Raw genomic sequence first — 13,470 nt, forward strand, 5'->3', positions numbered from 1 at the left:
ACAAGTATACTAGAATTTTTTCGCAGATTCGAGCGTTATGTTTTAGTGCGCCCAAATATTCTTTATTTCATATAAAAGACTAGCCGTTCCTGGAATCGGGGGAACGGCTAGTCTCGTCTTATCTGAAAACCATGTAAAATTCAATATCTTATTTCACTACTACCGCATCAAGGTTAAACGCCTTCAGTGCCGTGTACCCAGCCTGTGTCAACAGTGGCTGGACGTTGGCGATAGCCTGATCGACGGACATTGGTGTGACCGTTGACGAGAGGACGAGATCGACCCCCGCGTTATAGACAGCCTGAATATTATCACCAATACTACCGGCAATCAGGATGACGGGTAACTGATGTTTCTTTGCCAACCGGGCAATGCCAATTGGCGCTTTACCCATCAAGGACTGACCATCAATTTGACCTTCACCGGTAATCACAAGATCTGCTTGCGCAATCCGATCATCGAGCTTAGTCAAACGCATAATCTGTTCAATCCCTGGCTCGAGGCGACCACCCAAGAAGGTCAGAATACCAAATCCAGTTCCACCAGCAGCACCAGCACCCGGCAAATTGCCGCAGCTACGCTTTTGATAGTCCATGAGCACCTGATTCAAGTGGTCAAGTCCGCGATCAAGAATCTGAATGGTTTCCTTGGTTGCGCCCTTTTGCGGTCCAAAGACGGCTGAAGCACCTTGCGGACCGGTCAACGGGTTGGCGACATCCGTCAGCCCCACGATGGTGGCTGACTGTAACCGACGATCGAGCTCAGTCAAATCGACATGGTCCAACTGCAGCATCCCGTTGCCGCCATAAGCCAGTTCTTGGCCCTTAGCGTCATAGAAGTGACCACCTAAAGCCTGGGCCATCCCAATGCCACCGTCGTTAGTGGCACTGCCACCAAGGCCAATATAGATTTTTTGTGCCCCTTGGTCGAGCGCGGCTTTGACCAATTGGCCAACCCCATACGTGGTGGTCAACATAGGATCCAGGTCGTCTTTGGCCAAGTTGAGTCCGGCTGCTTCAGCAACTTCGATGATGGCAGTGGTGGCGTCAATCATGCCCCAATGTGCCTGAACCGACTGGCCAAGGGGGCCGATAACGGTCTCTTGACGCATCTCGCCACCAACAGCCGCGAGGACACTAGCTACGGTTCCTTCACCGCCGTCCGCAATGGGAACGGTCGTCACCTGAATCGTCGGATCTGCTTGATGGGCCCCCGTCGCGATATAATTGGCGACTTCGACCGATGTTGCGCTTCCTTTAAACGAGTCTGATGCAATTAGTACCCTTGTCATAGCAAAAACCTCAATTCGCGGCTTTAGTCCCCAACAACTTATCCATTTCCGTCTTCATCCCGGCCAGAACGTCACCGCTGGATGGTTGACTTGGCAGGATCGGCTTGCCGACATTCATGCCCAGCAAGTTGGCCATGTCTTTGGTTGCAACGGGGAAACTAGCCTTGTTTTGAACCAGACGAGCGGGGTTGAAGGTGTATTGGGCCTCACGAGAACCCTTGTAATCGCCAGCTTCGAACTTATTGTAAATATCAACAACTTGTTCAGCTAATCCGTTGGCGGTGGAGCAGACACTCCCGTAAGAACCGGCACATAGACCTAAGAAAATCAGCGTATCTTTGCCAGTAAATGGTCGGAACTCGATGTCACTGGTCAACCGCACAACTTCTTCAAAGTAGGTCAGGTCACCACTAGAGTCCTTAACACCAACAATGTTCTGAACATCATGGGCGAGGTCGCTAACTAAGGACGCGTTCAACTTGTAACCAACACGTGGGTTGTTGTACAGCAACATTGGCAGTTCAGGAACGGCCTCCGCAATCGTCTTAAAGTGATCGTACAATTCTTTGTCCGTTGGCTTCAAGAACATTGGTTGTAAGACGGAAATGCCGAAAGCACCTAACCGTTGGGCCATCTTAGCCAATTTGACACCGTGACTTGTCCGGATAGGCCCCATGCCGAAGAAGACCGGCACCCGATCGGCTGTTTCGTCAACGATGATTTTGAAGATGGTCTCCATCTCGTCATCCGTCAGCATATAGAATTCAGAGTTACTACCAAAGGCTAAGATGCCTTGGACGCCACCGTCGATCACACGATCAACGACTTCACGTAACTTAGGTTCATTAACAGTTTCGTCATCATTTACGGGAATCAGTAATGGTACGATAATACCTTTGATCCGACTAATATCCATGAGTTATTTCGACCTTTCTTTAACGGACTAAAGCGGGTTGCTTTGGGTTGAATTTCCAGTTTGGCACTAAGTATTGCATGGTCTTGGCGTCATCACGCGCACCCAAATTATTTTCGATATAAACGCGGTTAGCTTCCTTGATAGCATCGAGGTCAATCTCAACGCCCAAGCCTTCATTTGCAGCGGGAACAGTTAATTGACCATCTTTGATTTGATAAGGGTTCTTGGTCAGGTTTTGACCATCTTGCCAGATCCAATGGGTATCGATCGCGTAAATATTACCAGGAGCAGCTGCGGCCGTGTTGGCCACCATGGCTAAGGAAATATCAAAGTGGTTGTTGGAGTGGATCCCCCAGTTAAGACCAAATTCGTGGCACATCTGAGCGACCCGAACGGAGCCTTCCATGGTCCAGAAGTGTGGATCGGCTAATGGGACGGAAACACTGTCCAAACGAACAGCATGTGCCATTTGACGCCAGTCGGTATCGACCATGTTCGTTGCGGTCGGCAAGAACGTTGCCTTGCGGAATTCAGCCAGAATTTCACGACCAGAGAAGCCGTCTTCAGCACCACAAGGATCTTCGGCGTAAGTCAGAATTCCCTTGAGTTCTTCAGCGTAGTGGATAGCGTCCTTTAAAGACCAAGCACCATTTGGATCTAAGTCTAATTTAGCCTCTGGAAAGGCTTCATGCAAGGCTTTGATGGCAGCAACTTCCTGTTCACCATCGAAGACCCCACCCTTCAACTTAAAGGTCTTGAAGCCATAGCGTTTGTAAGCGGCCTGGGCCTGCTTAACGATTGCTTCCGGTGTCAAAGCGGGTTCGCGACGAACACGGCCCCAGTCATCCGAATCATCATCGTCACTAATGTAGTCAAGGTCCGTCTTGGTCTTGTCCCCCACATAGAACAGGTAGCCCAAGACATCAATCTTTTCACGCACCTGACCATCGCCAAGCAGTGCGGCAACTGGCACGTGGAAATGCTTTCCTAGCAAATCTAGGAAGGCTGTTTCAACGGCCGTAACGGCATGAATCGTGGTCCGTTGGTCAAAGGTTTGTTGCCCCCGACCGCCGGCATCTAAGTAGGAGAACTTGGCGCGCATTGCTTGCAGCACACCCTTATACTCGCCCAATGTCTTGCCAACAACGAGGTCTTTTGACTTCAGAAGAATCTCTGTGATTTTTTCACCACCAGGGACTTCACCGACCCCAATTTGGTCGTTGTCTGCTGTCAAAATCACAATATTACGCGTGAAGTATGGTCCATGAGCACCGCTTAGATTCAATAACATACTGTCTTTCCCGGCAACCGGGTAAACATCCATTTTCACAATTTTAGGAATCGTCATGACTTGTTCATCCTTTCACTTTTAAGGTAAAAGAAAAAGGGATATCAATTTAATCCCAATTTCTTTAATTTCATCTCGGCCAATTAGTCGATCGTTAAGTCGTTGATCTTTTCGTAGAACTTAGCAATTGCGGAATGATCATCGCCACCGTTGCCATCGTTCTTAACAACTTGCAAGATTTCCATGACTTCAGCAGTCAAAGGCAAGCCGACGTGTAAAGCGTGTGACGTGTCCAGGGCATTTTGTAAATCTTTAATGTGTAAGTCAACCCGGAAGCCAGGCTTGAAGTTACGATCAATCATCATTGGCACCTTAGCATCCATAACGGTACTGCCGGCTAAACCAGTATGAATCGCGTCGAACACCATCTTTGGATCCAAGCCGGCCTTTTTAGCTAAGGCAAACCCTTCACTAACAGCGGCGATGTTCAGGGCAACAATGACTTGGTTAGCCAGTTTTGTCGTATTCCCGGCACCAACGGCACCAACGTAGGTGACAGAACCACCCATGATTTCAAGTAAGTCTTTGTTCTTTTCGTAAAGATCCTTGTCACCACCGACCATGATAGCAATGGAACCATCGATGGCCTTAGGTTCACCACCGGAAACGGGGGCATCCAAGAAACCAACGTTGAGTTTTGCCAAGCGCTTAGCAAAGCCTTGGCTAGCTAATGGGTTAATGGAACTCATGTCGATAACCGTCTTGCCGGCAGTCAACCCTTCAGCAACCCCGCCTTCGTTAAACAGTGCTGCTTCAACGTTTGGAGAGTTAGGAACCATAGTGAAGATGACGTCAGACTTTTCAGCAACTTCCTTACCAGTTTTGGCTTCAGTAGCGCCATCCGCAACCAATTCTTCAACGGCGTCTTCCTTGAAGTCAAAGACCGTTAAGTCGTGACCTGCTTTAACCAAGTTCTTTGCCATTGGCTTACCCATGATACCTAATCCAATAAATCCAAGTTTCATAATAAATGTGCCCCTTTCAATTTCTATCTTTCTACAGTTAAAAGTATAAGTTACTTACCACACAAAGTGTATGGTCCAAGCTCTCTAACTTCCGTGGCGTTATTTAGTCATTTGCACAAATTGGCACCGGTTACAAATTTTAACGGAATGCACCAGTAAGTAGTCCTAAGCCAATCCAGACAAGGCTCATGCCCCAAATCGGGATAAACGCGTATTTGACATATTGTGACAAATCAACGGCACCATGAGTCAAGTCGACACCAATGTAAATCTGTGGTTGGGCAATTGGTGTTAACAAGGCCCCCATGTTCATAAACAGTGTGATGATAACGATATCTGATGGTACACCGTAAGCCTTCATCAGAGAAACAACGATTGGCATCAGCACATAGTACCAGGTATCGTTGGTGAAGATGAACATCAGTGGTGTACTGAAGACGGCGATGATGATGTAGACCCAAGGTCCCATGGAACTTGGAATGATCTTGACCAAGGTATTAACCATGGCCTTCATCATGCCACTATATTGCATAACCCCAACAACGACCCCAGACAACAGGATAGCTGGCATGATTGGCAATAAGGAAGCCGCATACTTCTTCAATAACTTGTTTTGTTGCTTCAAGTCAGGGAAGTTGTAAGCTAACGCAATAACTAACCCGAAGGCGAAGACGTAGTATGAAGGTACAGAAGGCATTAAGCACAATGCCAAGATAACTAAAACAGTTAAAGCAACGTTGATCCAGAAGAACTTTGGCCGTGCCAATTCAGGGTCATCAACGATATCGCTGATGTCGACTTTACCGGCAGTCATATCAGTTGTGGCACATTCCTTCTTGATTCGGCGTTGTTCACGGTAGCCCAAGAAGATGGCCATGGCGAATAACAGCACCGTAAAGATGATTTGTGTTGGGAACATCATGCTGAACAAGTGATTGGCACCACCTGGCACGTTAGGAATCAGTGAAGCACTCCGCAACATCCGGGCACTCCATGGCACATCGAACGTGTTGATGGCCCCGACCGTGGTCAGGAAGACCAGAATGATCGGTTTCATGTGCAATTTCTGATAGAACGGTAACATCAATGGAATCGTAATTAAGTAAATGGACGTGATACTGACATCAAACCCAGTGATCATGGCAACCAGCAAGGTTAAGCAGGTCAAGACCATTGGACTCAAGTTAATATGTTTCAGGATACGACGGACAATGCCGTTGAAAAATCCTGTATCTGCCATGAGTAAGAAGTATGGCAGCGAGAATAACATGATCAGGGCAACGGGGGTGGTCATCCCCAGTCCTTTCGTTAAGTAGCCCCCAATTTCAGTTGGTGACGCACCAACTAAGATTGCACCGATGATTGGAATTACCGTAAAGGCAAACATCGTACTGGTCTTCTGCTTTAACAAAACCCAGACAATGACGATCATCATAACGAAACCAATAATTGCCGGATAACTCATTCGAACTCGCCAACTTTCTCGAAACTATTTTTTAAGCAAAATGTTATTTAGTGAGCAATGAAACGAAGTAAGCATGCCTTACGCTCCTTATACTATTCGGAATCCAAGAGCCGAACAACTGACATAATGCCCAAAATCCACTTTGAATTTTTGTGATTTTGGTTGCGCTTCCTATATTGCGATAAAAGCAATTGTGCAGGAGTTGAAAAAAATAATCATCTGCGTTTAAATAGAGGACAGACGCTTTCACTGCTAAGATAAAAAATCTTGTGTTCCTTACGAAAATGCCTTAGAATTGCTTGATGACAACATCACAATCGGTTGCAATTCAGTTAAAATCGTCGAATTTAGGTCCTAATGTTAGCGCTATCATTTTATACTTTCCTGCGGTTGCTCACTGAATTTCAATTTGTTAATCTCAAATTTTGGCTGCCATCAGTGCTAATTTTCATTCTGATTGGTTGGTCATCTGCCTAGATTTTAAATATGCCGTTTAAGTTTTACCCATTAATCGAAAAGTGACGTCAATTAGCGGTAAACGTTAACTAATTGCTGACTTATTTGGTATTAATGCGTACACTTAAGTCTAAGGGATCATCTCCCTACATAGTGCCTGACCTGGCACATTCTTTGTATTTTCTCTATATTTTAACGGGGAGTTTTCACAACTAATTGTGTTTCATCACGTCCTCGTTTTGTTTTATCACGCCTGATTATTATTGAGAAAGTAGGTAATTTACTTATGAAAATTGATCCCGTATTGGCACAATCCATCGTGAACAAGATGATGGCCCAGATTCCATACAACGTAAATATGATGGATGAACACGGCTACGTGATTGCTAGTGGTGACGAGACCAGAATTAACACCTTACACGTCGGTGCGCTCGATGCGATTGAACAAAAGAAGACGCTACCGATGGCCAAATCCTTTGGACAACACGGTCAGCCGGGTATCAATATGCCCATCTTCTTCGACAAGGCGATCGTTGGGGTCATTGGTATCACAGGTGATCCCGAAAAGGTCACACCCCTTGCCTCCTTACTCCGTGTTGCCACAGAACTCTTACTGAGCCAAAACCAAAATAACTTGCGGGAAAAGAAAAAGGAAACCGCGCTTAACCGTTTCCTTTACCAGTGGTCCCAAGTCACCGACCACATCGAAAATAAGACGGATCTTTTGCTGGAGGCCAGCCAGTTAAGCATCGATATTCTTAAGGAACGTACAGCGATTGCCGTGCAGTTGAAAACACTGCCAATGAGCTTATTAGATCCCACTGATTTTCAAATTTCATTGTCTGCTAACACGGTTATCGTTCTCACGCGGCAATCAGTCACCATCGAGCGGTTTACGAACTACTGTCAGAAAAAGAAAATTAGCTTAGGTATTGGTCTGCCCAACGCCAACATTGGCTTGTCTGTCAACCAAGCCCTCCAAACGCTGCGCATCAGTAATGTCTTCGACCGCCCCGATCAGATTAATTATAGCCAAGTTGCCTTTATTGACACATTGTTGAGTAGCCACCTCTCACTGACGCCCATCGTCGAAAAATTTCAGGACGCGAATGGCAGTGAATCTGGTAGTGACCTCATTCAGACTTTGGGCATGTACATTCGGCACAGCGGCAATATGGTTCAGACCGCCAAAGCCATGCACATTCACCGTAATACCCTGGGCTATCGACTTAGCAAAATTAAAGAAGATTTCGATCTTGATCCCCACAATACAATCGAGCTCTTTGAACTTTACCTCGGCTACCTATACTTCAAGGACGCTAGTTACCACCATAACTTGAAGAAACCCGTGGTCTCACGAGTTAATTAATAATTCGACCAGTTTGCACAAGGAATAACTTCTAATCCTGTTATTTTGACTGATTGTTCCCAACAATTAAGCGCTTACAATAGAATTAAACTTTGTGAGGAGCTGTTCAAGATGGTCGTTATTCCAAAAGTTACTGATGTCCAAGTCATTCCCGTTGCTGGTTACGATAGCATGTTACTGACCCTTAGTGGTGCTCACTATCCTTATTTCACCAGAAACATCGTGATTATTACTGATGATTCTGGAAACCGGGGTATCGGTGAAATTCATGGTGGCGATGTGATTACTAAGTCACTTAATTCGTTCAAATCTATTATCATCGGTCGGCCAATTACGGAATATCGGGGTATTTTGAACGACATGAAACGTCAAGTCGCTCACCCCGACGCCGACAAAGGTGCTGGGATTCAACAATTAAATATCAGTAATCTTCAGTACGTCGTCCATGCCGAAGCCGCCGTGGAATGCGCGCTGCTCGACCTGTACGGTAAATTTGTCAATCTTCCGCTGTGTGATATTATCGGTTCCGGTCGGCAACGTGACGCCGTAGAAATGTTAGGCTACCTCTTCTACATTGGTGATCATACCCAAACGGACCTGCCTTACCTTCAAAATGACGACAACTCCGATGCTTGGGGTAAGTTGCGACGGAAGCCAACACTAACAGTTGCTGGCATCGTTGAACAAGCCAAAGCCATGAAAGACCGTTATGGCTTCCGTTGCTTCAAGCTCAAAGGTGGGGTCTTAGATGGTGCCGAAGAAATGAAGGCCGTTAAAGCCTTGCACGAAGCCTTCCCTGACGCGCGGATCAACCTTGACCCCAACGGTGCTTGGACTCTCGATGAAGCCGTTAAACTTACCAAAGAGTATGGTGACGCGTTAACCTACGCCGAAGATCCCTGTGGACCAGAAAATGGGTTCTCCGGTCGTGAAGTGCTCAGTTTCTATCAAAATGCGACGCACAAACCTGTGGCAACTAACATGATCGCCACCGATTGGAAACAGCTCTACCCCACCCTGCTCATGAAATCCGTCGACATCGTCTTGGCCGACCCACATTTCTGGGGCATCGAGGGTAGCCTACGGGTTGCTAGCATCTTAAATGATTGGGGCTTAACTTGGGGATCCCACTCCAACAATCATTTCGATATTACGTTAGCCTTGTACGCACAAGTCGCTGCAGCCGCCCCTGGCAACATCACACCAATCGATACCCACTTTGTTTGGCAAGACGGACAACAACTGTGTGATAATGCCTTAAACATTAGAAACGGCGAAATTGCTATTCCCAAGCGTCCCGGTTTAGGTATCGATATCAATGATACCAAGCTAGCCGCCGCTCACGAACTTTATGAACAACTTAGTTTCCACGGTCGTGACGACGCTAAGGCCATGCAGTACCTGATTCCAAACTGGACTTTCGATCCAAAGACCCCGACATTATTACATTAACTATCAGAGAGTGGGACAACAGGCGATTAGCTGGCGAGCATTAAGGCTGATAACCGAATAATCCCGGGTTTGGATTGTTTGGTTATCAGTTTTAAGCGGAGTCAGCTGCCTTTTGTCCCACGTTTCAGCACTGTAAATTCGAAGATACCAAAGGAGTCTGGGGTTTTATCCCAGACTCTTCGTATTTCCAAACTAAAAGTTGCACCCTAATTTAATGGTAATTGTCACACTCCGGCTGGTAAGGCGATGCCTGGACGACGTTGCCAAATTTCGGCCGCCGTATCGATGTAATAACAGTCATATTAGATGTTCTGGATCCTTCACTCCCTTAGATTCCCAACCCCATATTGCCGAAACATACGACCAACCGGTGGCCGGCTTCGACTACTCGTCAAACTTTTCCATTTTCCGTCAGACATTAAAGCGCCTGATAGGCCTAAGTCGTAAATAGACTTGGCCCTATCAGGCGCTTTGAATTATTTTAGATAAGTCACATCGTCCGCAACGGTCACGTGCTTGGTCAGGATACCTTCCTCGTAGAACAGGTCGGCAATTTTTTGTTGTTCCTGCACAACCTTTTTACTCATGCCCGTAATGCTATAGTAGCGGCGTTCCACCATCTTCTTAACCACCGATTTCTTGAGTTTTAATGACTTACTCATCATCGTAATTAATTTTGCATGGTGGGTGTTGGCCCAGTTCATATCCTCTTGCAGGTACTTGATCACATACTTCGAGACCTGCTTATTCGCCTTCGCATAACTCTGTGTGGAAAGGATGAAGTCACGATTATTGGTGATCCCGACCGCATTCGTCAGCAGCTTAGCATTCTGTGTCAGCTGGGACTGTGCCGTGTACGGATCCCATGTGGCCCACGCATCGACCTTACCCTTGGCAAACGCCACACTGGCCGATGATTGGTCCATATTGACCCAAGTCACGTCATTTTTCGACAACCCCGCTTTCTTCAAGGCACTCATCACCATATACTGGGAACTCGTTCCTTTGGTATAGGCAATCTTCTTGCCCTTAAGGTCTTTGATCGACGAGATGCTACTGGTCTTCTTGACCAAGATACCGGTTCCCTTAGACTTGGACGACCCCGCCGCCACATAGGCTAGCTTGGTCCCCGCTGCTTGGGCGTTTACCGGTGGTGTATCTCCGGTCCGCGCATAGTCTATACTGCCCGTCTTTAACGCCTGCATCAGGGAATTACCATCCTGAAATTGTTTCAAGACAACCTTATATCCCTTAGCCTTCATTTTTTTAACGAACTGACCGCGTTGCTTGGCAATGTCGACGGGATCACCCTTTTGATAGCCAATCGTAACCGTCGTTAGACCACTCTCACTACTGGTACTGGCCGTCGTTTGTTGGTAGCCATAAAATGCAACGCTGCCCCACACGATGAGGACGACGGCAACTACCCACTTCAAAAGTCGCTTTTTTACTCGATTCATGCGCCTTCACCTAACCATTCTTCTTCGAGTTGCTGCCGCAGCTTCGGTCGTAAAACCTTTCCGGTTGCGTTGCGAGGATAGTCATTCACAAATAGGACCCGTTTCGGCTGCTCATAGGGCGCCAGCGTCTTTTGGGCCTGCGTATAAATGGCGGTTTCCAATTTTGCTGGCTCCTCGCTATCCGGTCGTGGGATGACCACTGCCGTCACGACCTCACCATAGAGCTCATCCGGCGTGCCAATCACCGTTACCTCTTTCACGAAATCTAGCTTACTTAATTTATCCTCAACGTGTGCCGGGGCAACCTTTTCGCCGCCCACACTGATGATATCCTTCTTGCGGCCGTTAATGTAGAGGTAGCCATCGTCATCAAAGTAACCGAGATCACCGGTCAGAAACCAGCCGTCCTTAAAGGATTCTGGGTGTGGATCCAGGTAGGCCTGAATCACATGGTCACCCCGAACCGCAATTTCACCGGACCGGTTGGCTACCCTGCTAAAATCATCGCCAACAACAATCGCCACGTCGGTTCCCACAGGTTGCCCCACAGAACCGATCTTTGGTGCGTCAAACGGATTCAACGTACACTGACTCGCCGTTTCGGTCATGCCGTAGCCCTCCAGGATACGGGTGTGATACATGTCCTCAAAGGCCGTTAACTTTTCAAGCGGCAGGGAAAACGAGGAACACCGGACGAATCGCAGTCGGGTCTCATCCGTATAAGCCGTCCGTGCCTGTTCATTTAGCAACAAAATATTAATGATTGTGGGAACCACGGACGTCCAGGTCACGTGATTGGCTTGGACCTGTTGCCAGAAATGACTGGCACTAAACTTCGGCGTAATCACAATTTTTCCACCGGATAGCCGTGTCGATAGCACCGAAACGACCTGGGCGTTGATGTGAAACATGGGCATGGTGATCAGTGTGGTGTCGGCGGCCGTTAAGCGGTGGCTGGCAATGTCATGTTGGGCACCATGGAGAATCAGTTTGTGGGTCAGGCCCACCCGTTTCGGCTTACCGGTGGTTCCGGAGGTGTGCAGAATCAGTGCCAGGTCCTCCTCTGTCGGCGTTGCGGCCACGTGCCCCGGTACCTGTAAATCTCGAATCACAGTGACTTGCGCTGCGGTATTTAAGGTTAACGTGGCCTGCCGCGTGTCGCGACCGACCAATGCAGCAGATACGAGTGGCTCCGAAACGATGATAGCGGCATAATCATGTGCTGCCAGTTCCTCTTGGAGTTCGGCAGCGGGCGTCTTAGCGGCTACTGGATTCATGACCGCTCCAATTTCCCAAATTGCCTGCGTTAAGACCGGGTAGAGCGCGGCGTTGGGCAGGCAGACAAAGACGACATCGCCATGGCCGATATTCAGACCGCGGAGTTGGTCGACCAACTGATCCACATCCGCCGCTAGTTCGGCACCGGTGAACCATTTGTCTTGTTCCTCGTCCTTAATGATTCTCTGAGTTGATGCTTGCTTTAGCTGTTGGGTTAATTTTAAGGTGACTTTTGACATGTGCATGTGCTCCTTTCGAGAACGGGTGCCAATTTGGCCGACCAATGAGGATGCCAAATGGCGGAACCTTATAACAGAACCAAGAGATACCCAGCGCGCCGCCCGCTACCAGCAGATAGCCCAGCGGCAAAGCTGCCAGAACGACCCAAGCCGGGGCGTTGACGCGGCCCAGAATACCATAGAGTAGAAAAATTGGCAGGCTCTGCGTGAGATAAATACCAAACGATACCTTGGAAAACGCCTGAATCAGACGATCGATCCACTCGGGTAGCCGACCTTGGCGCGCCGTCACGTACTGAAGGCCCAGCCAGAAAACAAAGAGAATAATGACCACATCATAGATGAAAATAAACGGCTGGTGCACAGAGAACGTCGCCGCCGCACTGAGATGCAAGATGTTTTTATCTCCGAAATACAGGGCCACCGTCCCAATAGAGAGGCCCAAGGTGCCCCACCCCAGCAAGCGATGATGCTGGTTGACCCAAGCAACCACCGCATCGTAATGGACAGCTACCAGGCCACCAGCAATAAAGTAGAATTGGTAGACCAACACGTTGACCCCGTAGTCTTTGAAGAGATACCACCAGTTCGTGGTGTCCACGTGTGGTAACCAGTACTTGATGCCAACCACCAGCAACAGTTGGAGGACGAAACTGATACCCAGAATCAAGGCATGCTGATTGGCAAACCTTTTAAACAACTTTACGATCAAGGGAAACAACAGATAGAGCTGAAAGGTCACGACGATGTAGTACATGTAATACTCATTTCCCTTGAGTAACGCGTCGCCCAGATGCGACCAATACGCTGGCCAGACGAGGGGCCCAGCTGCCAGCGTCGCCACCAACATAATAATTGCGTTCCAACCAATGTAGGGAACTCCAGCGCCCAAGTAACGTTTCTTCCAAAATTTCAGCCAATGATGATCCCGATGATAATAGTTCAAGACAAGTACCAATCCGGTCATAAACATAAAACCCATTCGCGTAAAATGGAGAGCCAAGTGCGTCGCTTCCAGTAACAATTGACTAGTCGAGGTATCTTCGAGGCGGGACTCAAATGCCGTCGTGGTGTGGTTAAGTAACACCCCACCGATGAAGATGACGCGCATGAGGTCCACTTCATGGAGATACCGCCGTTTTTTCCGTTCGGCCACGGTCTCACCTCTCCTAACAGAATTGTAAAGTTAACCCCCGCTAAGTCGCGATGTGGCTAACCCTTTAATCTTTAA

General features: G+C 47.9%; 10 protein-coding genes. 2 read left to right on the forward strand and 8 right to left on the reverse strand.

Annotated features, from left to right (window positions below; translation table 11 throughout):
- Positions 1 to 148: 148 nt before the first annotated feature.
- The 5 genes from EKM89_RS01515 to EKM89_RS01535 form a co-directional block, all read right to left on the reverse strand.
- Positions 149 to 1,291 (reverse strand): glycerate kinase family protein, encoded by a 1,143-nt coding sequence (locus tag EKM89_RS01515; protein WP_125685399.1) that lies wholly within the window; start codon positions 1,289 to 1,291, stop codon positions 149 to 151.
- Positions 1,292 to 1,301: 10 nt separating this feature from the next.
- A complete protein-coding gene (locus tag EKM89_RS01520; RefSeq protein WP_125685400.1) occupies positions 1,302 to 2,207 on the reverse strand; it encodes a dihydrodipicolinate synthase family protein in 906 nt (301 codons plus the stop codon).
- A 19-nt stretch (positions 2,208 to 2,226) separates the two neighbouring features.
- A complete protein-coding gene (locus EKM89_RS01525; RefSeq protein ID WP_125685401.1) occupies positions 2,227 to 3,555 on the reverse strand; it encodes an enolase C-terminal domain-like protein in 1,329 nt (442 codons plus the stop codon).
- Between the two features lie 83 nt (positions 3,556 to 3,638).
- Positions 3,639 to 4,520, reverse strand: coding sequence for a 2-hydroxy-3-oxopropionate reductase (gene garR, locus EKM89_RS01530; RefSeq protein WP_125685402.1), 882 nt, complete (start codon positions 4,518 to 4,520; stop codon positions 3,639 to 3,641).
- 139 nt (positions 4,521 to 4,659) lie between these two features.
- Complete coding sequence (locus EKM89_RS01535; protein WP_125685403.1) at positions 4,660 to 5,985, reverse strand: Na+/H+ antiporter NhaC family protein; 1,326 nt, start codon at positions 5,983 to 5,985, stop codon at positions 4,660 to 4,662.
- Positions 5,986 to 6,727: 742 nt separating this feature from the next.
- On the opposite strand from EKM89_RS01535, the gene EKM89_RS01540 reads away from it, so the two are divergent.
- Together EKM89_RS01540 and EKM89_RS01545 are read left to right on the forward strand one after the other, a co-directional pair.
- Positions 6,728 to 7,810, forward strand: coding sequence for a CdaR family transcriptional regulator (locus EKM89_RS01540; protein WP_125685404.1), 1,083 nt, complete (start codon positions 6,728 to 6,730; stop codon positions 7,808 to 7,810).
- Between the two features lie 111 nt (positions 7,811 to 7,921).
- Entirely contained in the window at positions 7,922 to 9,262 is a 1,341-nt protein-coding gene (locus EKM89_RS01545; protein ID WP_125685405.1) for an enolase C-terminal domain-like protein, read from the forward strand.
- A gap of 476 nt (positions 9,263 to 9,738) precedes the next feature.
- On the opposite strand, the gene EKM89_RS01550 is transcribed toward EKM89_RS01545, so the two are convergent.
- From EKM89_RS01550 to EKM89_RS01560, 3 genes are read right to left on the reverse strand one after another with little or no spacing between them, the layout of a single operon-like run.
- Positions 9,739 to 10,722 carry an aliphatic sulfonate ABC transporter substrate-binding protein gene (locus tag EKM89_RS01550; RefSeq protein ID WP_125685406.1) on the reverse strand — a complete coding sequence of 328 codons (984 nt, stop codon included), beginning with the start codon at positions 10,720 to 10,722 and terminating at the stop codon, positions 9,739 to 9,741.
- Positions 10,719 to 12,239, reverse strand: coding sequence for an AMP-binding protein (locus EKM89_RS01555; protein ID WP_125685407.1), 1,521 nt, complete (start codon positions 12,237 to 12,239; stop codon positions 10,719 to 10,721). The genes EKM89_RS01550 and EKM89_RS01555 overlap by 4 nt, the downstream gene beginning before the upstream one ends.
- Entirely contained in the window at positions 12,175 to 13,395 is a 1,221-nt protein-coding gene (locus tag EKM89_RS01560; protein WP_125685408.1) for an acyltransferase, read from the reverse strand. The genes EKM89_RS01555 and EKM89_RS01560 overlap by 65 nt, the downstream gene beginning before the upstream one ends.
- Positions 13,396 to 13,470 lie beyond the last annotated feature (75 nt).

It is taken from the genome of Levilactobacillus fujinensis, from assembly GCF_003946335.1.
Lineage (GTDB): Bacteria > Bacillota > Bacilli > Lactobacillales > Lactobacillaceae > Levilactobacillus > Levilactobacillus fujinensis.